The 24,824-nt window shown below is 30.7% G+C and carries 21 protein-coding genes and 2 other annotated features; all 21 genes read right to left on the bottom strand.

Annotation, left to right across the window (positions count from 1 at the left end; genetic code table 11):
• Positions 1–8 precede the first annotated feature (8 nt).
• On the bottom strand, positions 9–1,397 hold the full coding sequence (gene asnS, locus BIV18_RS00295; protein ID WP_075658613.1) for an asparagine--tRNA ligase: 1,389 nt from the start codon (positions 1,395–1,397) through the stop codon (positions 9–11).
• 71 nt (positions 1,398–1,468) lie between these two features.
• The gene (locus BIV18_RS00290) at positions 1,469–2,770 is read right to left on the bottom strand and encodes a replication-associated recombination protein A (RefSeq protein ID WP_075658611.1); all 1,302 of its coding nucleotides are present in this window, start codon (positions 2,768–2,770) and stop codon (positions 1,469–1,471) included.
• A 1-nt stretch (position 2,771) separates the two neighbouring features.
• Entirely contained in the window at positions 2,772–3,230 is a 459-nt protein-coding gene (gene nrdR / locus BIV18_RS00285) for a transcriptional regulator NrdR (RefSeq protein WP_075658609.1), read from the bottom strand.
• 131 nt (positions 3,231–3,361) lie between these two features.
• Positions 3,362–4,612 (bottom strand): sodium/glutamate symporter, encoded by a 1,251-nt coding sequence (gltS, locus tag BIV18_RS00280; protein WP_144015187.1) that lies wholly within the window; start codon positions 4,610–4,612, stop codon positions 3,362–3,364.
• Between the two features lie 379 nt (positions 4,613–4,991).
• A complete protein-coding gene (gene ilvD / locus BIV18_RS00275) occupies positions 4,992–6,656 on the bottom strand; it encodes a dihydroxy-acid dehydratase (RefSeq protein WP_075658605.1) in 1,665 nt (554 codons plus the stop codon).
• A 13-nt stretch (positions 6,657–6,669) separates the two neighbouring features.
• Positions 6,670–7,665 (bottom strand): ketol-acid reductoisomerase, encoded by a 996-nt coding sequence (gene ilvC / locus BIV18_RS00270; protein ID WP_075658603.1) that lies wholly within the window; start codon positions 7,663–7,665, stop codon positions 6,670–6,672.
• A gap of 12 nt (positions 7,666–7,677) precedes the next feature.
• Entirely contained in the window at positions 7,678–8,154 is a 477-nt protein-coding gene (gene ilvN / locus BIV18_RS00265; protein WP_075658601.1) for an acetolactate synthase small subunit, read from the bottom strand.
• A gap of 3 nt (positions 8,155–8,157) precedes the next feature.
• On the bottom strand, positions 8,158–9,813 hold the full coding sequence (gene ilvB, locus BIV18_RS00260) for a biosynthetic-type acetolactate synthase large subunit (protein ID WP_075658599.1): 1,656 nt from the start codon (positions 9,811–9,813) through the stop codon (positions 8,158–8,160).
• Position 9,814: 1 nt separating this feature from the next.
• Positions 9,815–10,585 carry an ABC transporter ATP-binding protein gene (locus tag BIV18_RS00255; RefSeq protein WP_075658597.1) on the bottom strand — a complete coding sequence of 257 codons (771 nt, stop codon included), beginning with the start codon at positions 10,583–10,585 and terminating at the stop codon, positions 9,815–9,817.
• A 40-nt stretch (positions 10,586–10,625) separates the two neighbouring features.
• Positions 10,626–10,834 (bottom strand) — a binding site (T-box leader).
• Positions 10,835–10,898: 64 nt separating this feature from the next.
• The gene (leuB, locus tag BIV18_RS00250; RefSeq protein WP_075658595.1) at positions 10,899–11,954 is read right to left on the bottom strand and encodes a 3-isopropylmalate dehydrogenase; all 1,056 of its coding nucleotides are present in this window, start codon (positions 11,952–11,954) and stop codon (positions 10,899–10,901) included.
• On the bottom strand, positions 11,951–12,517 hold the full coding sequence (leuD, locus tag BIV18_RS00245; protein ID WP_075658593.1) for a 3-isopropylmalate dehydratase small subunit: 567 nt from the start codon (positions 12,515–12,517) through the stop codon (positions 11,951–11,953). Before leuD ends, leuB begins: the two co-directional genes overlap by 4 nt.
• Positions 12,514–13,881: a 3-isopropylmalate dehydratase large subunit gene (gene leuC, locus BIV18_RS00240; protein ID WP_075658591.1), complete on the bottom strand. Its 1,368-nt coding sequence runs from the start codon at positions 13,879–13,881 to the stop codon at positions 12,514–12,516. Before leuC ends, leuD begins: the two co-directional genes overlap by 4 nt.
• Before the next feature lie 9 nt (positions 13,882–13,890).
• Positions 13,891–15,399 carry a 2-isopropylmalate synthase gene (locus BIV18_RS00235; RefSeq protein WP_075658589.1) on the bottom strand — a complete coding sequence of 503 codons (1,509 nt, stop codon included), beginning with the start codon at positions 15,397–15,399 and terminating at the stop codon, positions 13,891–13,893.
• A gap of 33 nt (positions 15,400–15,432) precedes the next feature.
• Positions 15,433–15,630, bottom strand: a binding site (T-box leader).
• A 158-nt stretch (positions 15,631–15,788) separates the two neighbouring features.
• Positions 15,789–16,877, bottom strand: coding sequence for a cell division protein FtsZ (gene ftsZ / locus BIV18_RS00230; protein WP_075658587.1), 1,089 nt, complete (start codon positions 16,875–16,877; stop codon positions 15,789–15,791).
• A gap of 102 nt (positions 16,878–16,979) precedes the next feature.
• Positions 16,980–17,837, bottom strand: a complete 858-nt coding sequence (locus BIV18_RS00225; RefSeq protein WP_235860740.1) for a cell division protein FtsQ/DivIB — start codon at positions 17,835–17,837, stop codon at positions 16,980–16,982.
• A 22-nt stretch (positions 17,838–17,859) separates the two neighbouring features.
• Positions 17,860–18,939 carry an undecaprenyldiphospho-muramoylpentapeptide beta-N-acetylglucosaminyltransferase gene (murG, locus tag BIV18_RS00220; RefSeq protein ID WP_075658585.1) on the bottom strand — a complete coding sequence of 360 codons (1,080 nt, stop codon included), beginning with the start codon at positions 18,937–18,939 and terminating at the stop codon, positions 17,860–17,862.
• Positions 18,936–20,048: an FtsW/RodA/SpoVE family cell cycle protein gene (locus BIV18_RS00215; protein WP_075658583.1), complete on the bottom strand. Its 1,113-nt coding sequence runs from the start codon at positions 20,046–20,048 to the stop codon at positions 18,936–18,938. The genes murG and BIV18_RS00215 overlap by 4 nt, the downstream gene beginning before the upstream one ends.
• Complete coding sequence (murD, locus tag BIV18_RS00210) at positions 20,049–21,368, bottom strand: UDP-N-acetylmuramoyl-L-alanine--D-glutamate ligase (RefSeq protein ID WP_075658581.1); 1,320 nt, start codon at positions 21,366–21,368, stop codon at positions 20,049–20,051. It abuts the gene before it with no gap.
• A 9-nt stretch (positions 21,369–21,377) separates the two neighbouring features.
• Positions 21,378–22,328 carry a phospho-N-acetylmuramoyl-pentapeptide-transferase gene (gene mraY, locus BIV18_RS00205; RefSeq protein WP_075658579.1) on the bottom strand — a complete coding sequence of 317 codons (951 nt, stop codon included), beginning with the start codon at positions 22,326–22,328 and terminating at the stop codon, positions 21,378–21,380.
• 64 nt (positions 22,329–22,392) lie between these two features.
• Complete coding sequence (locus BIV18_RS11185; protein WP_268875135.1) at positions 22,393–23,223, bottom strand: PASTA domain-containing protein; 831 nt, start codon at positions 23,221–23,223, stop codon at positions 22,393–22,395.
• Positions 23,224–23,246: 23 nt separating this feature from the next.
• Positions 23,247–24,815, bottom strand: a complete 1,569-nt coding sequence (locus tag BIV18_RS00200; RefSeq protein WP_268875134.1) for a peptidoglycan D,D-transpeptidase FtsI family protein — start codon at positions 24,813–24,815, stop codon at positions 23,247–23,249.
• Positions 24,816–24,824: the final 9 nt, after the last annotated feature.

Raw genomic sequence — 24,824 nt, 5'->3', positions numbered from 1 at the left:
ATTAACTCCTAAAACTCAGCATTTCCAACAGTTCTTGGGAATGGAATTACATCTCTTATGTTTTTCATTCCAGTTATATACATTACAGCCCTTTCGAATCCAAGTCCATAACCAGAGTGAACAACAGAGCCATATCTTCTCAAATCAAGATACCAATTATAAGTATCCATATTCATTCCAATATTTTTCATTTTTTCTTCTAGTACTTCAAGTCTATGTTCCCTTTGGCTTCCTCCAATGATTTCCCCAACTCCTGGAACTAAAAGATCCATTGCTGCAACAGTTTTTTCGTCTTCATTTTGATACATATAAAAAGCTTTAATTTCTTTAGGATAATCTGTTACGAAAACTGGTTTTTTATAAACTTCTTCTGTAATATATCTTTCATGTTCAGTTTGAAGATCAATGCCCCAACTTACAGGATAGTTAAATTCTCTATCTGCTTTTTCAAGAATTTCAATAGCTTCTGTATATGTTATTCTTGCAAATTCATTTTTAAGTACATTTTGCAATCTTTCAAAAAGACCTTTGTCAATAAAATTGTTGAAAAATTCCATTTCTTGTGGTGCATTTTCCAAAACATAAGAAATAATATATTTTAACATTTCTTCTGAAACATCCATATTTACATTTAAATCAGCAAATGCCATTTCTGGTTCAATCATCCAAAACTCAGCTGCATGTCTTTGTGTATTTGAGTTTTCTGCTCTAAATGTAGGTCCAAAAGTATAAATATTTTTGAAAGCTTCTGCAAATGCTTCAGCTTCAAGTTGACCAGATACAGTTAAGTGAGTCTTTTTGTTAAAAAAGTCCTTTGAATAATCAACTTCTGTTGGATTTGACTTTGCAATACTATCTATATCAAGTGTTGTTACTTGAAACATCTCTCCTGCACCTTCAGCATCTGATGTTGTGATAATTGGAGCATGAACATAAATAAACCCTTTTTCTTGGAAGAATTTGTGAATTGCATAAGCAATTAATGACCTTACTCTAAAAACAGCATTGAAAGTATTTGCCCTTGGGCGAAGATGTGCAATTGTCCTTAAATATTCCAATGTATGTCTCTTTTTTTGCAAAGGATAGGAAGGATCAGATGAACAAAGCGCAACAATTTTATCCGCTTGAAGTTCAAAAGATTGATTCTTTCCTGGAGATTTGACAACCTTTCCACTAACTTCTAATGATGAACTAATTGGATATTTTTCAACTAAATCAAAATTTTCCAAGTCTTTTCCATAAACTACTTGAATTGGTTTAAAGCTTGTACCATCTGTAAGCTCAATAAACCCAAAATTCTTTGATGCTCTGCTTGTTTTTATCCAACCATTTAATAATATTTCTTTATCTAAAAAATCTTCTGGATTTTTAAAAATATCTCTAATGCTAATTGACATAATTCCTCCTAATTTGTATTTGTCACATAATGTTTAAGTATATAATTAAATCCCTTATTTGTCAATTTTACTCACTTTAAACTGTCTAAATACTCCTTAATAATCTTTTCATATCCAATATTTTTTGGCTCATAATATTTTCTGCCAATAAAATTATCTGGCATATAAGTTTGATCTACATAGGAGTTTTTATAATTATGTGGATACAAATAATTTTCATTAGTTTCATTTTGCGGATTATGCTTGTCTCTAATAATTTTAGGAATAATTATATTACTTGAATTTCTGACATCCGCCATGGCTTTATTAATACCAAGATAGGATGCATTTGATTTCTCTGAGGATGCAAGATAAGTTACAGTCTGTGCTAAAATAATTCTAGCTTCAGGCATTCCCACAGCGTTGACACTATTAAAACACGCTGAAGCCATGACCATTGCTTGTGGATTTGCGTTTCCCACATCTTCTGATGCAAAAATCATAAGTCTTCTTGCAATAAATTTTATGTCCTCTCCACCTTCAAGCATCTTTGCAAGATAAATAAGAGCTGCATCTGGGTCAGAGCCTCTCATGGACTTTATAAAAGCAGAAATTGTATCGTAATGCTCATTATTATTTTTATCGTATTTTACATTTTTTATTAAAAGAGAATTTTCTATTACATTTTCATCCACTAAAATTTTCCCATCAATTTTATCCGTTGAAAGAATTGCAATTTCTAAACTATTTAACAAAAATCTTCCATCTCCATTGGAGTTTTTTATAAGAATTTTTTTTGCCAGATCTGTGATCTCTATATTATTATTGCCAAATCCTCTTTCCCTATCACTTAAAGCCATTTCTAATATTTTGAATAAATCCTTGTCTTCAAGTGGAAATAAATTTATTATTTGCATCCTAGACAACAAAGCTCTATTAACTTCAAAATATGGATTTTCTGTTGTTGCTCCAATTAAAGTTATTACTCCTCTTTCTACAAAAGGCAAAAGTGCATCTTGTTGCGTCTTATTAAATCTATGAATTTCGTCAATGAAAACTATTGTTGAAATATCGTGAAATTTCATAGAGTCTTCAGCCTTTTTCAAAACTTCACGAAGTTCTTTTAAGTTTGATGTGACAGCGGAAAGTTTTATAAAATTTTTATTTGTAGTCTTTGCAATTATTTCTGCCAAAGTAGTTTTACCAACTCCAGGTGGACCATAAAATAAAATTGAACTAAGTCTGTCGCTTTTTATAAGTCGTGAAAGATATTTTCCCTCGCCAATAACATGATCTTGTCCTACAAACTCAAGCAAATTTCTAGGTCTCATCCTATCGGCAAGAGGTGCCTGCTTCATTAAATTTTTTTGCATGCTAAGTTCAAATAAGTCCATATTAATTCTTCTTTTTTACAAAACTTTCAAGTTCATCAACAAAAGATTGTAAATCTTTAAATTCCCTGTAAACTGATGCAAATCTTACATAGGAAACTTCATCTAAATCTTTTAGTTCATTCATTACCATTTCTCCAATTTCTAGAGAAGTAATTTCTCGGCGCATAGAGTTTTCAATTTTCTTTTCAATATTATTAACTGCTTCTTCTATCTTATCAGCAGAAACTGGCCTTTTTTCACATGACTTGATCATTCCCTTAATTATTTTTTCTCGATCAAAAGCTTGCCTATTTCCATCTTTTTTTATAACCATTACAGGAGACTGTTCTATTTTTTCATAAGTAGTAAATCTTTTTTGACATTTTAAACACTCGCGTCTTCTTCTAATTGTATAACCTTCATCTGTTGGTCTGGTGTCTAAAACTTTTGAATCATTGTATCCGCAAAAAGGACATTTCATTGTCTTCACCTCTTCTAATGTAGTCTAAAAGACTATTATAAAATATAATATCATTTAAAAATTTATTAATCAATTAAACTCATCACAAAAAGACCGAACACCTTTTGTGCTCGGTCTTGACCTAAATATTTTTATGAAATACTTTGCGCAATATTTAAGAATACTGTTATAAATACTGAATTTGTAATGTCGATTGCAAAAGCACCTACCATAGGCAATATAAAATATGCTTTTGGTGATGGCCCAAATCTCTCAGTAATTGAGTCCATATTTGCAAGCGCATTATAAGTTGCACCCATACCAAATCCACAAATACCGCCTGATAAAACTGCTGCATCATAATTTTTACCCATTGCCCAAAAAGTTACAAAGTAAGCAAATAGAGCCATGAATATTGTTTGTGCAAATAGAATTATTAACATAGGACCTGCAACATCTTTAAGATCTAATAAATTAATATCGATTAATGCCATTACTAAGAATACATTTAGCCCCACATCGCCGCAAATAGAGTTAGCTCTTTGGCTAACCATTAGTGGTCCCTTTTTGCCAATAGTATTTACAAAAATCCCTGCAATAATCATGGCAGTTACGTAAGCCGGTAAATTTAATTCTTTTCCAAGAATTGATACATGAGTTCTGATAAATTCTTGAAGAATTGAACCTAATCCAACTGATACAAAAATTAATCCAAGAACTTTAATGAAATCACCTGCTTGAAGAGGAATTACTCTTTCATATCCTTCTCCTGCATTGTTTTCTTCAAGGTTTTCCAACACTTCGTCAAAGTTTGATACATTAGGGTTGTTTCCTGTGAGATTATGCTTTCTAATTAGAGTTGATCCAATTGGTCCACCAATTAAAGACCCCATAATAACTCCGAAAGTTGCTGCAGCTAATCCAAATGTCTTGGCATTGTCCAAACCTAATTTAGCAAATGTGCCTCCCCAAGCTCCAGCAGAACCATGTCCACCTACCATTGTAACTGAACCACAAATAAGCCCTAGAAGAGGATTTTGGTTAAGAGTTTTAGCTAGTACAAGTCCAATTGTATCCTGTCCTATAACTAATATTGCTGATATTAACCAGAATATTAAAAATCCTTTTCCACCTTTTTTCAAAGTGTCAATGTCTGCTCCAACACCTATTGCTGTAAAGAATACCATCATAAATGGATTTTGTAGGGTTTGATCAAATTCAAAAGTTGCAATGCCACCTATTTGTAATAAAAATCTAATTATAGCAAATAAAAATCCGCCAATTACAGGTGCTGGCACACAAAACTTTTGAAAAAAATTAATTTTTTGTCTTAGAAATTTTCCTATGTAGTAAACTATTATCGCAAATCCTACCGTTTGCATTAAATTGAATGAAATGTTCACGTTTTTATAATACCTCCTTTTTCACTACATCACTTATTATAACAAAAAAATTATAACTGAAAAGTAATTATTAAAATTTTTACGTATTGTTTAATCTAATCTTTAAGTATTTTAAAATTAATCATTTTTTATAATTTTTACTGCAAAAATATCTAATCGTAAATATTTTATCCTTCTTAAATTATTAAAAATTCTTAAGCCATGTTCTGAAAATTGTAAAATTTTTTCTGAAAATTAATTTTACAATTAAATCCTTTTCATGTACTTTCATGTCTTTAAAATAATAAAAGAGACTCAAAAATGAACTGCCTCCTATGTTGGTTTTAGATCCAACTTTTGTTGTCAGTTTAAAATTGAGTCTCCTATATTTATATGGAACTTATTTTAATATAGCTCCTTTATCAGCACTTGTTACCAACCTTCTATATCTATTTAAATATCCAGATACTTTGTTAGTTTCAATAGGGGTAAAGTTTTCAATTCTCTTACTAAACTCTTCATCTGATACTTTTAAATTTAAACTATGATTTAATATATCTATTTCTATTAAATCCCCTTCATTTATTATTCCAATAGCTCCGCCTTGAGCAGCTTCTGGAGAAACATGACCAATGGATGCGCCTCTACTTGCTCCTGAAAATCTTCCATCTGTTATAAGTGCAACAGATGTATCAAGTTTCATACCTGCAAGGGCTGATGTTGGGTTTAACATTTCTCTCATTCCTGGTCCACCCTTAGGTCCTTCGTATCTAATTACTACCACATCGCCCTGATTTATATCTCCTCTATAAATCGCCTTTATGGCATCATCTTCTGAATTAAATACTCGAGCTGGTCCAGTGTGTTTCAACATATTGTCTGCAACAGCAGATTTTTTTACAACTGCTCCATCTTTTGCAATATTTCCAAATAAAACGCAAAGTCCTCCTGTTTCAGAAAAGGGATTATTAATATCTCTAATAATATTTTTATTTTTATTTATAGCATTTTTTATGTTTTCAGAAAGATTTTTGCCACTTGCAGTTATTACGTCAAGTTTTAAGAGGTTTTTCTTTGAAAGTTCTTTTTGAACAGCCGCAATACCGCCAGCAAAATATAAATCTTCTATATGAGTATCTCCTGCTGGTGCAAGATGACAAAGATTTGGCACTTTATCGCTAACTTCATTTATATCATTTAAATCTACTTCAATTCCTGCTTCATTTGCAATTGCTAAAAGATGAAGAATTGTATTTGTAGAACAACCTAGTGCCATATCACAAGTTAGTGCGTTTTTAACTGAATCTTTGTTTATGATATCTTTTATCTTTATATCTTCTTTTAAAAGATTCATTATTTGCATTCCTGTTTTTTTACCTAATCTTAGTCTTTCCGAGTATACTGCTGGGATTGTGCCATTTCCAGTTAAAGCAAGTCCTATTGCTTCACTAAGACAATTCATTGAATTAGCTGTATACATTCCTGCACATGATCCACAACTAGGACATGCGGATTTTTCTAATTCCATAAGTTTTTCTGCTGTTATTAAATCTGCCTTAAATGCACCAACAGCTTCAAACATTTTTGATAGAGAAATTTCATCATTTTGATCATGTCCTGCAAGCATTGGTCCTCCACTAACTAAAATAGTAGGAATATTTACTCTAAGTGCACCCATTATCATTCCAGGCACAATTTTATCACAGTTAGGGACAAGTACTAATGCATCAAGCCCATGTGCAATAGCCATAGATTCTACACTGTCTGCAATGAGTTCTCTACTTGGAAGTGAATATTTCATTCCTGTATGTCCCATAGCTATCCCATCACATACTCCTATTGAAGGAATCATTATTGGAGTTCCTCCATTCATTAAAACTCCTTCTCTTACAGCTTTTTCAAGCTTGTCTAAAAACATATGACCTGGTACTATTTCGCTATATGCAGATATTATTCCAACAAGTGGTCTATCTAGCTGTTCATCAGTATATCCTAATGCATAAAAAAGTGACCTGTTGGGAGCCCTTTCGGGTCCCCTTACTACATTATCACTTCTTAAATTCATAATTTCTCCTCTCTTATTTTTTCAACCAACTCATCATTTTTCTAAGTTCTTTGCCAACAGATTCTAATTGATGTTCTCTTTCTTTTCTTCTGGTTGTTAAGAATTTGATTTTTCTTCCTGATGAAAATTCTGTCATAAATTCTGATGCAAAAGCACCTGTTTGTATATCATCAAGAATATCTTTCATAGCTTCTCTCGTTTCTTTGCCAATTATTTTTTTGCCAGCATGATAGTCCCCATATTCAGCTGTATTTGAAATTGAATTTCTCATGTTTTCAAATCCACCTTCAATAATCATATCTACAATTAATTTCATTTCATGTATACATTCAAAATATGCCATTTCTGGTTCATATCCAGCATTTACTAATGTTTCAAAACCTGATTTCATAAGTTCTGTAACTCCACCACAAAGTACAGCTTGTTCTCCAAATAAATCTGTTTCTGTTTCTTCTTTAAATGTAGTTTCAAGAATTCCTGCACGGCCTGCTCCAATTCCTGATGCATATGCAAGAGCAAGATCCTTTGCATTACCTGTTGCATCTTGATATACTGCAATTAGAGAAGGTACTCCTGCTCCCTTTTCATATTCACTTCTAACAGTGTGTCCTGGTCCCTTTGGAGCAACCATAATTACATTTATGTCTTCTGATGGTCTCACTAGATTATAATGAATATTAAATCCATGAGCATACATCAATGTGTCACCTTTTTTCATATATGGTGCAACTTTTTCCTTATACAAATCAGCAGAAATTTCATCTGGTACGAGCATCATAACCATATCGCCTTTTTTTGCAGCTTCTTCTACGCTAAAAACCTCTAGACCATATTCTTTTGCTTTTTGTATTGATTTCGAACCTTCATGAAGTCCAACTATTACATTTACTCCACTTTCTTTAAGGTTTAATGCATGAGCATGACCTTGCGATCCAAAGCCAATAATAGCTACTGTTTTACCACTTAATAATTCTAAATTTGCGTCTTTGTCATAATATTTTTTTATCATTTTTTACTCCCTTCATCTTTTCATGGCTGTTATGCCAGTTCTACAAAAATCTATAATTTCATAAGATTCAATGACCTTTAAAAAGGCATCGACTTTTGCAGGCTTACCTGTAATTTCTACTATTAGTGAGTCCTTTGAAAAATCCACTATATTAGCTTTATATATATTTGCAATGTTTACAACTTCTATTGCCCTTTCACTTTTACATTTTATCTTTACTAGACAAATCTCTCTTTGTACAGCCTCTTCCCTAGTTATGATTTCAATATCTCTAACTACTTCAAGTTTTGCACATTGACTAACAATTTGCTTTAACTCATATTTGTCTTCTATAATAGTTGTTATTGTTATTTTAGAATGCTTGCTATCTTTAACAGCAGAAACTGTAAGAGATTCAATATTATAGCCTCTTCTTGCAAATAGAGATGCTATCCTTGTCAGTGTTCCTGACTGATTATCTACTAATAAACTTAATACTTCATATTTCATAAACTACTCCACAATTAAATCATCCACCGTTCCACCAGCTGGTATCATTGGTAAAACTAAATTTTTATCTGATATATTAACATTTATCACTGATGTAATTTTACTTTCCTTTGCCTTGTTAAAGGCATCTCTAAATTCTTCTAGTGAGTTTACATCATATCCCATTGCCCCAAATCCCTTTGCAACAATATCAAATTTTGTATCTTTGCCCTTTGTATGTGAAAATCTATCATGATATATTAAATGTTGCCATTGTTTTATCATTCCTAAAGCTTTATTATTTAGAACTATTACAATAATTTTTATTCCATAAAATACTGATGTAGCTAATTCATTTAAATTCATATGAAAAGATCCATCTCCAGTAATTAGAATCACTTCTTTATCTGTGTTTGCACATTTAGCCCCTATACTTGCTCCCATTCCAAAGCCCATAGTGCCAAGACCAGCACTAGTAATAAAATTTCTAGGATTATAAATTTTTGCCCTTTGTGCAGTCCACATTTGATGTTGTCCAACATCTGTGACTATTATTGTATTTTCATCCATATCTTCATTAATAATGTCAATTAAATCAAAGGGTTTTATTCCTTCTTCTTTGTTCACAAGCTCTCTATCTTTTTCCTTTAATTCAGTAATTCTATTTTGCCAAGAGCATCTATCTTTCTCTAGAATTAAGGACTCTAATTCGAAAACAATATCTTTAATGTCACATACAATATTTATATCGACAAAGACATTCTTGTCTATTTCACTTTCATCAATGTCTATTTGAATAATTGTTGCATTTGGAGCAAATTTATTTCTATTAAGTGCAACCCTATCAGAAAATCTAACTCCAATAGCGACTAATAAATCACATTCTTCAATTGCATAGTTTGCACTTTGATTTCCATGCATCCCAACAAGACCAAGATTTAAATTATCCTTTGGATCTAGTACGCCCTTACCAGTAATTGTATGACAACTTGGGATTTTTCCCTTTTTTAAAAGTTTCCTAAGTTCTAAATATGCTCCAGAGCTTTTAACCCCTCCACCAACATAGGCAACAGGTTTTTTTGCATTGTTTATTAAATCAGAAATCTTCAATAAATCATCTCTATTAGGAACAACGCCATTTCCTTCTTTTTTTGCTTTTATATTTTTAAATTCTGCCTTTGAAGAAAATATATCCTTTGGAATATCTATAAGAACAGGACCTTTTCTCTTATCATTTGCTATTTCATAAGCTCTTACAATTGAATACTCTAAATCTTCTATATTTTTTATTAAAAATGAATGCTTTGTAATTGGAATTGTCATGCCCACAATATCAATCTCTTGAAAGGAATCTCTACCTAAAAGAGTTGTCGATACATTGCCTGTTAAAGCTATCATAGGAACTGAATCCATAAAAGCTGTTGCAATTCCAGTTACTAAATTTGTAGCACCAGGACCACTTGTTGCAATACATACTCCAGTTTTCCCTGAACTTCTAGCATATCCATCTGCACTATGTGCTGCTGATTGCTCATGCGAATTTGTTATAGTAATAATATCTTTGTGATCATAAATAGCATCATATAAATCAATTACTGCTCCTCCGGGATATCCAAATATAGTGTCTATCCCAAGGTTTATAAGTGTCTTTAATATTATTTCATTTCCTGTGTATTTCATTTTACCTCCTAGCGTTAACTTCTATTGAGTAATAATTATTTTTTTTGGTTAAATTCAAATCTATGCCATATAAATTTTTTAAGTTTTCCGAATTTAAAACTTCACTTTTCTTTCCACATTTAAAAATTTTTCCATCTTTTAATAATAGTACATTTGTTATTTTTGGAATTGTTTCTTCTACATCATGTGTGATATAAATTAGATCAGTTTTAGCTTTTCTTAATGTGTCTAAAATATTTTCCCTTTCGCATATATCTAATGATGCACAAGGTTCATCTAAAATCAAAACTTCTGGTTTTTGAATTAAGCTTCTGACAATTAAGACTTTTTTTCTCTCGCCTGAAGATAAATTTTTGAAGTACTCACTTTTTAACTTAGAAAGATTATATTCTTTTATATATTCTTCCACAGTTTCTTCCTCTTCCTTTGTAACTTCGTCATAAATTCCAATTGTCTTTTTTATACCTGAAATTAAAATTTCTTTTACAGTCATATTGAAAAATGTTGGATTGAATTTTTCCATTGTTGATGAAATGATTCCAATTTTATCTTTTACTTGACTCCAATTGTCTTTTCCAAATTCCCTTCCAAAACACATTATTCTTCCTGTTGTAGAAATTCTATATGCCATAAGCATTGAAAAAAGTGTACTTTTCCCACTGCCATTTGGCCCTAATACAAGCCAATTTTCTCCACTTTTTATTTTTAAATTTATATCTTTTAAAATAGTTTTTCCATCTCTAATAAAGGAAACTCCACAAAACTCTATCATCTTTTCTCCTAATAATCCTAATAAAAAAATCCTGAGATATTCTCAGGACGAAATTCGCGGTACCACCTAAATTATTAAATCAAAAAATTTAATCACTTATTTTAAATAACGGCTTTAACCGTCACTTCCTACTTACTTCAGAAATGATGCTAGAAAATGATCTATAATAATCAAAACAATTGCATTCCACCAAACTGCAACTCTCTTAATGTTTTCTAAATTATTACCCTTTTTCTTTAGCGCAAAATTAATATAACTCTTTTTTTGTATTGTTAATTATATTAATTTAATTTTCTAAAAGTGTCAAGTTTTTTTATAAATTTTTAATAATTTCGTCTGTTATATCTTTTGTGGTATAGTAATTTTCTTTATTTAAATCAAAGCTTAAAATGTCTTTTTCAATAGTTTTTTTAACAGATTCTTCTATTTCTTTTGCTAAATCTTCTCTATTAAAGGAAAATTTAAGCATCATTGCTACTGAAAGAATAGTTGCAATTGGATTTACAATATTTTTGCCTGCAATATCTAGCGCTGAACCATGTATTGGCTCATATAGAGATATACTATCTCCAATTGATGCCGAAGGAAGTAGGCCAATAGATCCTGTTATCTCACTTAATTCATCAGATAAAATATCTCCAAAAATATTATTTGTCAGAATTACATCAAAATTTCGAGGATTTTTAATAAGCTGCATAGAGGCATTATCTACATACAAAAATTCAAGTTCTACATCTTTAAAATCTTCATGAACTTCCTTTACAACTTCTCTCCATAGTTTTGAAGAATCAAGAACATTTGCCTTATCTATTAAACTTAATTTTTTTCTTCTATCTCTTGCTGCTATAAAAGCATATTTTGCAATCCTTTTAATTTCCTTTTCATCGTAGAATTCTACATCATAGGCCTTTCTTATGCCCTTCTCTACATAGATATCTCTCTTGCCAAAATAAATTCCTCCAAGAAGTTCTCTCACAACTAAAATATTTAAGTCTTTTACTATTTCGTTTTTTATTGGAGATCTGTCTAGTAATTTTTCATAAATTTTTGCAGGTCTAAGATTAATATAGACTCCCATTTCTTTTCTAAGTCTTAAAAGTCCCTTTTCCGGTCTTTTGTCGCTTTCAATATTATCCCATTTTGGACCTCCAACTGCTCCAAGGAGGACTGCATCTTTATTTTTAAGCATCTCCTTTGTTTCTTCTGGAAAGGGATCTCCATATTTATCAATGGCATCTCCACCTATTTCAGCAAAATTTAAATTATATTTGAAATCACTTTTATTTGAAATTTCCTCTAAAACTTTTAAAGCGGAGTTTATGATTTCTTCTCCAACCCCATCTCCTTTTAAAACTAAAATTTCCTTCATATTTTACTCTCCTCATATGAGCTTATTAATTCTTCATATTTTAAAATTTCTGAAATATTGTCTTCTCCATTTATTAGTTTTTCTCTGAAAGAATCTTCAATTTCAAAACTATAAATTCTATCTTCTTGAGTAATCTTTTTGTTTATAAGATCTATTTCTATTTCAATATCATCTACAAGTTCTCTTCTGTATTTTTCATCTAAAATAATTGGGAGTCTATTGTTATTTATATAATTCATATAAAATATAGGCGAATATCCCCCCGCTATAATAACATCAATTCCGTAGTCAATAAGAGCCCATGCTGCATGCTCGCGTGAAGAACCACATCCAAAATTATCCCCTGTTATTAAAATATTTCTATCTTTGTTTTTATCAATGTTAAGAGGAAAAGCCTTAATTTCATCTCCCTTCACATCATATCTCCAAGGCGAAAATAGTGCCTTTTCAAAACCCTTTCTCTTAGTCGTCTTTAAATAATTTTTGGGAATTAGTATATCTGTATCAATATTGTCTTTAAAAATAATTATTGGTTTTGATTTCATTACTTCTATCTTTTTCATACTATTCTCCCTTCTATTGCACAAAGTGCTGCTGTATAAGGTGATACTAGATGTGTCCTAGAAAGTCTACCTTGTCTCCCTTCAAAATTTCTATTTGAAGTAGATACACAATGTTTAAATTCATCAATTTTATCATCGTTCATAGCTAAACAATATGAACATCCCGGTTCTCTAAGTTCACATCCAGCATCTAAAAATATTTTATCTAATCCCTTCTCATGTATATATCTTTTCACTTCCATAGAACCCGGAACAATTATACAACGTATACCATCTTTTACTTTATTTCCCTTAATAACATCTGCTGCTATTTTCATATCTACAATTCTTCCATTTGTGCATGAACCAATAAAAACTGTATCCACTTTTATTTCACTTGCTCTCATATTTTCTTTTATTCCCATATATTCATAGGATTTTTTATCTTCTTCTGATTTAATTTTTGGAAAGTATTCATCTATATCACAAGTCATAGATGGATTTGTCCCATAGCTTACTTGCCTTTTTAAATTGCTAACATCTAAACTTATTATTTTATCGTAGCAACTCTCATCATCTGTATATAAATCTTCAATTGATTTCAAATATTTTTCAAAAGCTTTTCCTTTAGGTGTATATTTCCTATTTCTAATATATTCTATAGTCTTGTTGTCAGGCTTTATAATCCCAAACTTTGCACCACCTTCAATTGCCATATTAGAAAGTGTAAGTCTCTGTTCCATTTCCATATTCTCAATTGTGTCGCCAAAAAATTCTATTGCATATCCACTACCAAAAGATGTTGAATACTTACTTATTAATTTTAGAATAATGTCCTTTGAACTTATATTTTCGCCAAGCTGTCCAGTAATTTTAACTCCCATATTTTTAGGTTTTTTATTCCAAATACATTGTGTTGCAAATACATCTTCAACTTCACTTGTACCTATTCCAAAAGCTATTGCACCCATAGCGCCATGTGTTGCAGTATGTGAATCTCCACACACTATTGTCTTTCCCGGAAGAGATAGACCCATTTCAGGTCCAATCATATGGACTATTCCATTATTTTCTGAATTCATATCAAAAAGCTCTATTCCATATTCTTTACAATTTTTTTCTAAAGTTTCTAACTGTTCTTTTGAAAGTTTATCTTTAATTTCTGATATATTTTTTCTATTTTCTATTCTTGTAGGCGTATTGTGATCCATTGTAGCAAAAGTCAAGTCAGGTCTTCTAAATTTCCTATTCTTAATTCTTAATGCTTCAAAAGCTTGAGGAGATGTAACTTCATGAATTAAATGAAGGTCAATGTATAATAAGTCTTTATCATCTTTCGATGTAATTACATGTCTATCCCAAATTTTTTCAAATAGTGTTTTCATATTCTATCCTCATCTTTCAATTCTATTTACTGCATTTATATAAGATAATATTCCCGATTTTATGATGTCATTGTCTAATCCCTTAGCACCAAGTGTCCTATTTGTATCTTCGTCATATACTCTAATTATAGTCTCCCCAAGTGCATCCTTTCCTTGCGTAACTGAGTTTATAGAAAAATCTTTTAATTTAATATTTCTAGATGTAATCTTTCTCATTGCATCAAATGCAGCATCTATAGGGCCTTTACCAGTACCTAGCATCTCTATTTCTCTATCATCTTTTTTAACTTTTATTATTGTCTTAGAATCTTTTCCATTACTTGTCATAGATTGATAATCTAAAAACTCATATCCTCCAGGAACTAATTTATTGTTGGCACTCATAATCGCAATTAAATCATCATCATAAATTTCTTTTTTAACATCGGATACCTCTTTAAATTTTTCAAAAATATCATTCATCTCTATATCATTTACAATAAAACCTAATTCTTCTAGTTTTTGTTTTAATGCATGTTTTCCTGAATGCTTGCCCAGTACAAAAGAATTTGCTTTATAACCTATCATTGAAGGATCCATAATTTCATAAGTCTCTTTATTTTTAAAAACTCCATGTTGGTGAATTCCAGCCTCATGACTAAATACATTTTTACCGACAATTGGTTTTGTTGGACTTATTTTAACTCCAATTATTGAAGAAAGCATTTCTGAAGATTTCATTATTTCTTTAGTATTAATATTTGTATCTATATTAAAAAAATCCCCTCTTGTTTTTAATGCCATTACAACTTCTTCCATCGCTGTATTGCCAGCTCTTTCTCCTATACCATTTATTGTACATTCAACTTGAGTTGCCCCTGCCTTTATTGCTGCAAGTGAATTTGCAACAGCAAGCCCTAAATCATTATGACAATGTACTGATATGTCTACATTTTCAATTCCTACAACATTTTCTCTTACCTTTTTAATGATATCTGAATACTCATCTGGCATAATATAACCCACAGTATCGGGAATATTTATTGTCGTAGCTCCACAATCTACTGCAATTTGAATTACCTCTATCATAAAATCTACATCTGTTCTTGTAGCATCTTCACATGAAAATTCAATATCAGAAAATTTTTCTTTTGCATAAGTAACATGCTTTCTAACGGAATTTTTAACATCCTCTCTAGTCATTTCTAGTTTATATTCCATGTGAATATCACTTGTAGCAATAAAAATGTGCAATCTTTTATATTTCGCATCCTTTAAAGCTTCATAAGCTCTATCTATATCATTTTTATTGCATCTTGCAAGGGAAGCTACTGTCATATTTTTTGCTATTTTTGCAACTTCTCTTATGGAATTAAAATCTTCCACTGAAGATGCAGCAAAACCTGCTTCAATAACATCTACTCCCAACTTCTCTATTTGATAAGCCAGTTGAACTTTTTCTTTTCTGTTCATTGAACATCCCGGGGATTGCTCTCCATCTCTCAATGTAGTATCAAAAATTTTTACTATCTTTTTCATCTTTTCCTCCTAATAAAAAAGTCCTGAGAATAATCTCAGGACGAATGATCGCGGTACCACCTAAATTGCTTTACAGCCACTTGAAACTTTTAACGTAGTTATACGTCACTACCTACTTTATTCAATAGTGATGCGAGAAAATGAGTTGCAAAAAATTCAAGTAATGTTTCTCACCAAATAACATCTCTCTTAAACTTAGATAAATTTTGCGCTTTTTCTCATAGCTATATAGTATTCAAAGTTGTACAATATTATCTCAATATTTAATGAATGATTATAATGTTCAATTTTATTTTTGTCAAGTAAATTTATTAATTTATTTTTTTTAATTTAATAAAAAAGGACATTGTCTCCAATGTCCAAAATGTTATATTGCGAAAATAATTCTATTATTTTCTATTAATTCTCAAGAAAGAAGGGATTTTAAGTTCGCCACTATCTTCTTCAGTATCTTCAAGAGATTCAAGGGGGCTTTTCCCTGAAACTTCAGTTTTGCTTTCTTTTTTATCCTTCTTTTCATCTTTATACTTATCGAATTCAGTTGCAATAACTGTTATCTTTACTTCATCCTTAAGTGTTTCGTCAATTCCTGCACCGAAGATAATATTTGCATCTTCAGATACACAATCTCTAATTAAATCTGCTGCTTCATTAACTTCAAAAATACCAAGATCTGATCCTGCAGTAATATTCAATAGGACAGATTTTGCTCCTTCAATAGAAGTTTCTAGTAGAGGAGAATTGATTGCAAGTTTTGCAGCTTCTGTAGCTCTATCATCACCTGAAGCACGACCAATACCCATATGAGCAACGCCTTTGTCATACATAATCGTTTTAACATCAGCAAAATCAAGGTTGATTAAATTAGGTACAGAAATCAAATCTGAAATACCTTGAATACCTTGTTTTAAAATGTCATCAGCCATTTCAAAAGCTTGTGAGAAGCTAGTCTTCTTGTCTGCAACGCTAAGAAGTCTGTCATTTGGAATTATAACTAATGTATCAACTTTTCCCTTTAGAGAGTTTATTCCTAATTCAGCAGATTTTGCTCTTTTTTTACCTTCAAATGTAAAGGGTTTTGTAACAACACCAACTGTTAGTAGGCCTAATTCTTTTGCAACATCAGCTATAACAGGAGCTGCACCAGTACCAGTACCTCCACCCATACCTGCAGTGATAAACACCATGTCAGCACCTTCAAGAGCTTCTCTAATTTCATCAATTGATTCTTCTGCTGCTTGTTCTCCTACTTCAGGATTCGCACCTGCTCCAAGACCTTTAGTTATTTTTTCACCAAGTTGAATCTTGTTTTCGGCAAGTGAGCTTTTTAATGCTTGTTTGTCAGTATTGAAAGCTAAAAATTCTACGCCTTTAACACCAGCGTTAATCATTCTATTAACAGCGTTGTTTCCGCCGCCACCAACGCCAACTACTTTAATTTTGGCAAATTCGTCTTGATCCATATCGAATTCCAACATAAACATCCTCCTCTTATACTAATTAATTGTTTTTTTATTCATTACTATTATTTTATAGAAATAGTCGCAAATAGTCAATATATAAAGGTCATTTGCTTACTTTTATTTGTTTTTACTAATTTTTTCTATTTCCTTGTAACTTTTTTCATTATTCTCTTTAGAATTTTCTCTTCTCACTTCTTTATTGTTTTTATTGTCGCCTTCATTCTCATCATTAGTAATAAGAATCGGACTCTCACCCTTTTCCATTTGAATAATGACAGCGTTTTTATTTGTTTTTTTAATATCATCCAAAATTAAAGAGAGCATTTTTAATTTATAAGCTGTATTATTATAAGACCCGAATTCAATTTTAATTCCGCTAACTGTTGTAAAGGTCGCAATAGAGTCCATTAATTCAATTTCTTTTATATTTCCATTTAGTGAATATTTGTCTTTTTTAATCTCTAGAAGAAGAGCCTTTTTTTCCTCATCTTCTTTATTCTTTAAAATATAATTGCCTGGTTTTTGATCTTCTAAATTAAAACCACTTAAATTTATTAAATTGTCAGCTTTCTTCTTTGAGTTTTCCAATATTCTAAAATCTTCGTCAACCAAAAGATATTCGTTTGTTTCCATTTGATAATAAGGAGCTCTTTCAGTTACCTTAATCTTGACATTTCCAATGGCATTAAATGATATTTTTGCATCCTTTATGTATGGAATAGATTTTATGCTTTCTTGTCTTTTCTTTTTTGAAATCAAGAAATATTTATTTCCCTTTTTTAATTCAGAAACCCTTTTTATAGTGGCAGAGGCAACCTTTTTATTGCCTTCAATAGTTACACTTTTTATATTAAATAGATTAGAATTTTTTAATGCAAAAATCAACAAAAAAACGAAGAAAAAAAATAAAAAAAACCTAGTAAAAATTCTAAAATATTTTCTTTTCTTATTTAGTTTTCTTTTTTTCTTTTTCATCTTTTTCATCTTTTTCATAAAATCACTTTAAAATTAAATCAACAATTTTTGAAACAGCATCAGGACTTGCCAGCTTTTTTGCATTTTCTGCCATTATGTTTCTTCCTTCACAATTATTTAATATATTTTCTATTTCTCTTAATAAGGTATCTCCCTTTAAGTTTTTTTCTTCAATAACAAAGCTTGCGCCCATATTGCTATAACTCATAGCGTTGTAATACTGATGATTTCCTGCAGTATACGCCTTTGGTATTAAAATTGATGCTATTCCTATTGCTGAAATTTCAGCCAATGTCATTGCAGATGAAGATGCTATTACAAGATCTGCACTGGAAAGATAATCATAAACATTATGAGTATAGTCTAAAATTTCAACATTTTCAGGTACCTTCCCTAATTTTTCCATAAATGATTTAAAATGTTCTCTTCCAGTTATATGAGTTAACTTAAAAGGTAATTTTTCTTTTTTGTTCAATATTTCTAAAATTGCGTCATTAGTAGATTCTTGTCCACCACTTCCGCCAAAGGAAAACACAAATTTTTCATTATTTTTTATTTTTAATTTCTCTCTTGATTTGTTTCTGTCAAGATGTGAAAAAACATCCCTTATTGGATTTCCTGTAAAAATAATATTCTCGTTACTTAAATGTTTTTTCGCTTCCATGAAATTTATAAAAACATAATCTGCTTTTTTTGCCAAAATTTTATTAGTCTTTCCAGGATATGCATTTTGCTCTTGGATAGCCGTCTTTATCTTTTTTTGTTGTGCTTTAAAAACTATTGGAGCACATACATATCCACCAGTCCCAATAACAATATCTGGTTTAAATATATTTAATATTTTTGTACACTGATTTAATCCCTTCATTAAATTAAAAAATGTAATTACAGTGTCTTTATTTAACTTTTTTCTAGGTAGACCAGAAATATCTATTCCCTTAAAGTCAAAATTATATTTTTCTGCAAGTTCTTCTTCTAAAGAATTTTTCTTGCCTACATATAAAATTTTTGCCTCTTTGTCTTGTTTTTTTATTTCTTCTCCTATGGCAAGAGCTGGATAAATATGTCCACCAGTTCCTCCACCAGATAAAATATATTTCATATAGTGCCTTCTTTCGATATTTTAAGTAAAATTGCTGTGGATGCAATTGCTATTACAAGTGCAGTTCCTCCATAGGATATAAAAGGAAGTGTAATACCAGTTACAGGAAGTAGTTTTGCACATACTCCCATGTTAAAAAATGCCTGTATACCAATATAAGTTGTCATACCAATTGCTGTGAATTTATCAAAATAATTTGTTGCTTTAAAGGCAATCATATAACCTCTATAAATGTAGACTATAAAAAGCAAAATAATTACAAAAGTTCCTATAAATCCAAATTCTTCTGCTATCACTGAAAAAATAAAGTCAGTGTATGCTTCTGGCAAATTTGTGTATTTTTGTCTAGATCTAAAAAGTCCAACACCTGAATAACCACCGAGAGCAAAAGCATAAAGAGATTGTCTTGCTTGGTATAAATCTGCTGATTGATAATTTGTAGAATCGGATACAAATCCTAAAATTCTTTTAATTCTAAACTTATTTTCTGGATCCTTTAGAACAAGCCATATAAAGACAGCACCCAATACTATTAAAAATAAAAACTGCTTCTTATCAATGCCAGCTGCAAGAAGTATCGCAAAAAGTGCCACTCCTATTACAACTGCCGTAGAAAAATCCTTTATCATAATTGGTCCTACAGATATACCCATTATAGCAACGGCTGTCATAAATGTCTTTGGTTCTCTAAGGCTATAGATATTTCTTGAAAGATATTTTGACAAATAAATAATAGATGAAATTTTTAAAATATCTGAGGGCTGAAATCTAAGAGGTATTACCCTAAAGTCCAACCACCTTGCTTGACCCTTTTTCGCAGATCCAAGAGGTGTCCATAGCAATAAAATTAATATTACACTTAAAGGAAATAACCATGAAATATTCTTATAAATTACTGCTCTAGGCACACGAATTATTAAAATCATGGAGACTATTCCTAAAATTAGAAACATTCCCTGCCTAATTAGATAGTGAAAACTATTTAAATTGTATTTTTTTGCAGTGGGAAAAGATGCTGATGTAACCGCAATAAGACCTATTACTACTAAAAGTATCATGCTAACTAAAAGCATTAGATCAACATCTTTCATCTCCTTTTTTAACTTCATTTATACCAACTCTCTAATTAAATCTTTAAAATGTCTTCCTCTAGCTTCATAATCACTATACATATCCCATGATGCACATGCAGGAGAAAGGAGAACGTCATCTCCCTTAACTGCCAATTTATTTGCAAGTTCAACAGCCCTATTTAGATCCTTTACAATATAAAATTCAACTTCTGACTTTTTGCAAGAATTAGAAAATTTTTCTGCAGTTTGTCCAAATAAAATTACAGTTTTTAATTTATTTTTAGACTTTTCTATTAACTCATCAAAATTTGCACCCTTGTCGTATCCACCTGCTATAAGAATCACATTGCCATCCATTGCAGCAACTGCAACTTCAGTTGAATCTGGGTTTGTTCCCTTTGAATCATTGTAATATTTTACTCCGTGAATTTCTCTTACAAATTCAATTCTATGTTCAACTCCAGTAAAAGAAATAATGCTCTTTCTTATAGTATCCGTATCAATATTTAAGAGTTTTGTGGCAATAATTGCCGCCATAATGTTTTTAATATTGTGCTTTCCAGGAATTTTAACATCCCTTGTTTCTAAAATCTCCTCGATATTTTCGCCATCGTTAAAATAAATCTTTCCATTTTCAACATAAGTTCCTTTTTCTGAAATCTTATTCATTGAAAAATAATATTTTTCGCCCTTTAAATTATAATTTTGGGCAAGCTCTTTATTTTCATAATTTAAAATTGCAAAGTCTTCACAATCCTGATTTGCGAAAATTTTAAATTTTGCATCAATATAGTTTTGTGTTGTCTTGTGCCAATCTAAGTGATCGCTAGTAACATAAGTTAAAAGTGCAATATGTGGCTTAAAAGTTTTCGTATCTTCTAATTGGAAGGATGAAGCTTCTATAACAATATAGTCATCATCATTTACTTCTTCAGTTATTTCTAAAATTCCCTTTCCAATATTTCCAACTACAAAAGTCTTTGCCTTTCTTCTTAAAATATCGCCAATAATTGTAGTAGTTGTAGTTTTCCCATTAGTTCCTGTAACTGCAACTACATTATTAGTTTTTAAATTTCTATAACTTAATTCAATATCAGAAATTATTTCAATATTTTTTTCCCTTGCTTTGACTAAAAGTTCGTGGAAAGGATAAATCCCTGGACTTTTTACTATTAAATCAATTTTTTCTAAATCTTCTTCCTTAAAAATTATAAAATCTTCGTCTATATTTAACTTTTGAAGATCTTTATTACTATCGAAAATATAAATTTTACATGGAAATCCCTTTAAAAATTTTAAAGTAGCTCTTCCCGTTACTCCAAAGCCCAATATAAGAATATTTTTATTTTCTAACATTTCTATCACCTAAAATAATATTAAATATGAAATTACACATAGTATAAGTTCAACTAATGAGAATACTGCAACAATTTTTTTCTCGTGCCACCCCTTTTGTTCAAAGTGATGATGAAGTGGCGACATGAGAAATACTCTCTTTCCCCTCGTCTTAAAACTTAGGACTTGAATAATGACAGAAAGAGTTTCTATAAAATATATTCCTCCAGCTATTGGTAGGATTAAGGGTACATTTAAAAGAAGAGCTATTGCAGAAATTGCACCACCTAGTGCTAGAGATCCCGTATCGCCCATAAAAACTTTGGCTGGATATTTATTGAAAAATAAAAAACCAATTAAGGCTCCTGCAAGCACAATACAGAAAGTTGCAATCTCATATCTTTGAAACTTAACAGAAACTACATTAAAAAACAATAGACAAATAATTGTCACACTAGTAGAAAGTCCATCAAGACCATCAGTTAAATTTACTGAGTTAACAGTTCCTACGATTACAAAAATTATAAAAGGAATATAAAAAAGTCCAATGGATCTATAATCCTTTAAAAAAGGAATGTATAAATCCGTTCCCATATTTTTAGAATTATACTGATAAACAATTAAAATTATAGCCGCTATGATTTGTAAAAGAAGTTTTTGATAAGCACGAAGTCCTAAATTCCGCTTCATAACAACTTTTATATAATCGTCTATAAATCCCACTGCTCCAAAGGCAAGTGTAGAAAAAAGTATCATAAGGACAGAAACTTTAAAATTTCTTGTAAGTAAAGTTGTCATTATTGCAGAAGATAAAAATATTAATCCACCAATTGTTGGCGTGCCGCTTTTTATCATATGACTTTGTGGGCCATCTTCTCTTATACTTTGACCTGCGTGCAAGTTTTTTAATATTGGAATTAAAATTCTTCCAAAAATTAATGAGAAAATTAAACCCAACGCTAAATTAACTAAATAATTCATAATATTTTTTATCCTAATCCCTTTTATTTTTTATAATGTACTCTATTTAAACTTTTATTATTCTCTATTTTTCTTTTTTTACATTATTTCCTTTATTTATCAACGAATTTTTCTTATTGTTAGAATTTTCCTCTGTTGAATTTTTATTATTCGCATTGACACCATTATTAATTTTTGAATTTTCCTCATTCAAAACTTCTTCGTCATCTCTTTTCGAATAATTAATTGTAACAGTTTCATCTCCTGATAACTTTTTGCCAGCTCTAGGGCTTTGTGAAATAAAGTCGCCATTTCCTTTGATATTATACTCTATATTCATAGAATTTAAAATAGATTCAACTTCTTTTCTACTCTTTCTTGATAAATTAGGCATTATCAAAATACCACTGTCTTTATCATTTATTGCTAGATCAACTATGGTGTTTTTTATTACATAAGATCCCTGTGACGGACTTTGATTTATTACTACAGAATAATTTTCTACTCCTTCAGCATTAGTGTTAAATCTAAGCCCTGATTTTAGTAAAATTTTCCCAGCATCTTCTAAAAGCAATCCCTCTACTTCTGGCACTGATACAAAATCTTCTTTTTCATCAACTTCTTCAGTTTTTTGAATTTTCATATAATTCAAAGATTTACTTAAAATTTCTTGTACTACTGGTGCTGCAACAGCACTACCAAGTATTGCACCCTTAGGATTATTTACTATAACAAGTACAGTTAATCTAGGAGCATTAAGAGGAGCAACTCCGACAAAAGATGAATTATATGCATCTAAATAACCTGTAGGTGTTGCAATATTTGCTGTACCAGATTTTCCGCCAACTTGATAACCTGGTACTTGTGCAAGTTTTCCTATTCCACTATCGACTACTCTCTTCATCATATACTTCATCTTATCTGAAGTTTCCTCGGAAATTACCCTTCTTTTGAGATCAGTTTTCTTTTTTCAATTACATTTCCATTGGCGTCCACTAATTCTTTTATAAGTGTTGGCTTGTTTAAAAAACCACCATTAGAAATTGCACTTACTGCATTTATAAGTTGAAGCGGAGAAACTGCAATTGAATGACCATAAGACATTGTTGCAAGTTTTACTTTGCTAATCTCATTAGCAGATGCTGGAATTAACCCCATAGACTCACCATATAATTCTATACCAGTTTTTCTACCAAACCCAAAAGCTTTGATGTAATTTAAAAGCTTTTCAGCTCCTAAACCTTGCCCAACTTGTATCATAGTCATGTTACAAGACTCTTCAATCGCCTTTGCAAGAGTTTTCATTCCCCTAGTTGGACTTGTACAAGATAATTTTCTATCTCCTATCTTTATCCACCCATTACAATAATACTGTGAATCTGGTTGAGAAGTGTTTTCTTCGATAGCAGCTGCTGCCGTAATGAGTTTAAAAATTGAACCTGGTTCGTATTGATCGTTTACATTAAAATCTCTCCAATTTTCGTATAGCACATTCATTTTTTCTTCTTCATTTAAATTGTTCCATTCTTTTTCTTGTTTTTCATTTATAGGAGCTCTTGGATCATTTAGATTATAGTCGTCCTTAGTTGTCATTGCCAAAATTTCTCCTGTCATAGTATCTTGAACAATTACAGAAACTCTATCTGCATTATTATCTTTTTTTGCATTTTCTGCAGCAGTCTCTGCAAATTGTTGAATGTTTGAATCAATTGACAAAACTACAGAATAACCTTCTTTTGGAGCATAAGTTTCCTCATCTGTCAAAGGGATCTTATTTGATGCATTATCCTTTAGTGAAACACTTTTTCCAGAAATTCCAGAAAGTTCTTCGTCATAGCTAGCCTCAATTCCATATTGCCCAACATTTTCGTCATTAGTAAATCCAATTATATAAGAAGCAAGATTATTAAAAGGATAAAGTCTCCTAGTTACATCGTCAATAGAAATTGCCATTAAATTCAAATTTTTATTGTCTTTTTTGTTTTGATTTTCCTTTGCAATTTTTGTTCTTAAATCCTTTAACTCATTTGCCTTTGCTCGATCAACATTTGTGGCAACTCTCACAACTTTATCGCCAATCATATTTCCTCTTACTTCATCGTAATCTAATCCAGTAATATCAGAAATGATTTTTGCATCTTCATCATATAATTTTTCTTTTCTGTTTTTAAAATCGCTATTACTTTCATCCTTAAATTGTGTCAAATAATCCAAATTGTAAAAAATATTGCACTTAGTAATGTTTATAGCCATCTCTTTTTTATTCCTATCGTAAATAATGCCACGATTAGAATTTATAACCTCAGTCCTAGTAAGTTGGTTAAGAGCAGCAATGGTTAAATCCTCTGACTGAACAATTTGAATATATAAAAGTTTTGCGATTACAGTTACAAATAAAAAAGCTAGAAAGATAAAAAATATAAATATGAATTTATTGGCGTTATTAGTGTGCCTTTTAAATCCACCTTCCCTTTTTCTATCTCTAGCTTTGATCTTATTATTTTTCAATATATCCTC

Origin of the sequence: Peptoniphilus grossensis, from assembly GCF_001940285.1 — a bacterium.
Classification (GTDB): Bacteria; Bacillota; Clostridia; order Tissierellales; family Peptoniphilaceae; genus Peptoniphilus_A; species Peptoniphilus_A faecalis.
Note: the sequence above shows the minus strand (reverse complement) of the source record. Positions and strands in the feature narration are given on the sequence as shown.

Bases quoted from the DNA above. Each gene is read 5' to 3' on its own strand.
- asnS (WP_075658613.1), bottom strand. From the start codon at position 1,397: ATGTCAATTAGCATTAGAGATATTTTTAAAAATCCAGAAGATTTTTTA.
- BIV18_RS00290 (WP_075658611.1), bottom strand. From the start codon at position 2,770: ATGGACTTATTTGAACTTAGCATGCAAAAAAATTTAATGAAGCAGGCA.
- nrdR (WP_075658609.1), bottom strand. From the start codon at position 3,230: ATGAAATGTCCTTTTTGCGGATACAATGATTCAAAAGTTTTAGACACC.
- ilvD (WP_075658605.1), bottom strand. From the start codon at position 6,656: ATGAATTTAAGAAGTGATAATGTAGTAAGGGGACCCGAAAGGGCTCCC.
- ilvC (WP_075658603.1), bottom strand. From the start codon at position 7,665: ATGATAAAAAAATATTATGACAAAGACGCAAATTTAGAATTATTAAGT.
- ilvN (WP_075658601.1), bottom strand. From the start codon at position 8,154: ATGAAATATGAAGTATTAAGTTTATTAGTAGATAATCAGTCAGGAACA.
- ilvB (WP_075658599.1), bottom strand. From the start codon at position 9,813: ATGAAATACACAGGAAATGAAATAATATTAAAGACACTTATAAACCTT.
- BIV18_RS00255 (WP_075658597.1), bottom strand. From the start codon at position 10,585: ATGATAGAGTTTTGTGGAGTTTCCTTTATTAGAGATGGAAAAACTATT.
- leuB (WP_075658595.1), bottom strand. From the start codon at position 11,954: ATGAAGGAAATTTTAGTTTTAAAAGGAGATGGGGTTGGAGAAGAAATC.
- leuD (WP_075658593.1), bottom strand. From the start codon at position 12,517: ATGAAAAAGATAGAAGTAATGAAATCAAAACCAATAATTATTTTTAAA.
- leuC (WP_075658591.1), bottom strand. From the start codon at position 13,881: ATGAAAACACTATTTGAAAAAATTTGGGATAGACATGTAATTACATCG.
- BIV18_RS00235 (WP_075658589.1), bottom strand. From the start codon at position 15,399: ATGAAAAAGATAGTAAAAATTTTTGATACTACATTGAGAGATGGAGAG.
- ftsZ (WP_075658587.1), bottom strand. From the start codon at position 16,877: ATGTTGGAATTCGATATGGATCAAGACGAATTTGCCAAAATTAAAGTA.
- BIV18_RS00225 (WP_235860740.1), bottom strand. From the start codon at position 17,837: ATGAAAAAGAAAAAAAGAAAACTAAATAAGAAAAGAAAATATTTTAGA.
- murG (WP_075658585.1), bottom strand. From the start codon at position 18,939: ATGAAATATATTTTATCTGGTGGAGGAACTGGTGGACATATTTATCCA.
- BIV18_RS00215 (WP_075658583.1), bottom strand. From the start codon at position 20,048: ATGAAGTTAAAAAAGGAGATGAAAGATGTTGATCTAATGCTTTTAGTT.
- murD (WP_075658581.1), bottom strand. From the start codon at position 21,368: ATGTTAGAAAATAAAAATATTCTTATATTGGGCTTTGGAGTAACGGGA.
- mraY (WP_075658579.1), bottom strand. From the start codon at position 22,328: ATGAATTATTTAGTTAATTTAGCGTTGGGTTTAATTTTCTCATTAATT.
- BIV18_RS11185 (WP_268875135.1), bottom strand. From the start codon at position 23,223: ATGAAGTATATGATGAAGAGAGTAGTCGATAGTGGAATAGGAAAACTT.